This window comes from Microcystis sp. M53603_WE2 (assembly GCF_030065435.1).
Genome location: NZ_JASJFF010000376.1, coordinates 1 through 1,873, shown reverse-complemented (window position 1 = coordinate 1,873; position 1,873 = coordinate 1). Strand labels below are relative to the sequence as shown.

The window sequence follows — 1,873 nt, the reverse complement described above, 5'->3', positions numbered from 1 at the left end:
CTGACTCTACTTGAGGGGATTATTACTAATCCGAGTGAGAGAGTTTCTCAATTACCTTTGTTAACTAAAGTTGAACAACAACAGTTATTAATTGACTGGAATAATACTGAGGTAGATTATCCTGCTGACAAGTGTATTCATCAGTTATTTGAAGAACAGGTAAAACGCACACCCGAAGCGGTAGCAGTTGTATATTCAGAGCAACAATTAACCTACAATGAGTTAAATTGTCGAGCTAATCAGTTAGCACATTATTTGCAGTCTTTAGGAGTAAAACCTGAGCAATTAGTGGGGATTTGTCTTGAACGTTCTTTAGACATGATTGTGGGGTTATTAGCGATATTAAAAGCGGGTGGTGCTTATGTTCCTCTTGACCCAGAATATCCAACTGAGCGTTTACTGTATATCCTCCAAGATGCTCAAATTAGAGTTCTGTTAACCCAAAAACATTTAATCGCAGGACTTCCAAAACACCAATCAGAAATCGTTTGTTTAGATACTGACTGGTCGTTTATCACTCAAGCACAGGAATCAAATCCCTGCTGTGAAGTTCAACCGGAAAACTTAGCTTATGCAATCTACACTTCAGGTTCAACAGGAAAGCCAAAGGGAGTGATGATTCAGCACTCCTCCGTTGTCAATCTTGCTCACGGACTGCATGAAGCTATCTATGCTCACCATCAGATTTCCCCATTGCGAGTCAGCATCAATGCCTCTTTAGCTTTTGACGCTTCTGTGCAACAAATTATTCAACTGATATATGGTCATAGCCTGAACATTGTGCCAGAAAAGGTGCGATTTGATAGCCATGCCATGTTATCCCACCTGCGGCAGCAAAAAATAGATGTATTGGATTGCACACCATCGCAACTGAGGCTACTAATTTCAGTAGGATTGCTAGAAAGTGACAATCATCCTCAATCTGTCTTGGTGGGAGGAGAAGCCATTGATGAATCTATGTGGGCTACTTTGGCCAAGGCTGAAAACATTAATTTCTATAACGTTTATGGCCCGACAGAATGCACTGTGGATAGCACGATATGTTTGATCACAGCTAACCTCAAACCAGTGATTGGTCGTCCCATTGCTAAGGTAGAAACCTATATTTTAGACGAATATTTGCAACCTGTTCCTGTTGGTGTGCCTGGGGAATTACACATAGGCGGTGCGGGATTAGCGAGAGGCTACCTCAATCATCCAGAGTTAACCAATGAAAAATTTATCCCTCATCCCTTCCATCAGGAAACAGAAAGCAGATTATATAAAACGGGAGACTTAGGGCGTTATTTACCCGACGGTAATATTGAGTATTTAGGACGCATTGACAATCAAGTAAAAATTCGCGGTTTCCGCATTGAATTGGGAGAAATTGAAACCGTTCTTAGTCAGCACAGTGCGGTCAAAACGGCTGTTGTAATTGCTCGGGAAGATGAGACAAATCAGAAACGTTTAGTCGCCTATATTATTCCCCAAATAGAGATTATTTCCCCTCCAAAAGAGCAAAATTCGCTTAATATTACTCAACTGCGGCAATTCCTGAAAGCTAAGTTACCAGAGTATATGATTCCTAGTGCCTTTGTCATTTTGGAATCCCTACCCTTAACGCCTAATGGTAAAATCGATCATCGTGCTTTACCGGCTCCCGAATTCCAAAGCCAAGAGCAGTATATTGCGCCGCGTAACCCCATTGAAGAGATATTATCCTCGATTTGGGCAAAAGTATTAAAAGTTTCACAGGTGGGGATTCACGACAACTTCTTTGAGTTGGGTGGACATTCATTATTAGCAACGCAACTAATTTCGCGCATCCGTGAGGCTTTTCAGGTAGAAATGCCCTTACGCGAGTTATTTGTTGCACCGACAATCGCCGAAT

General features: G+C 41.5%; 1 pseudogene. It reads left to right on the top strand.

From position 1 onward, the window contains the following. Nucleotides 1–6 precede the first annotated feature (6 nt). Nucleotides 7–1,873: pseudogene (locus PX481_RS08010) on the top strand (non-ribosomal peptide synthetase); the annotation flags it as partial.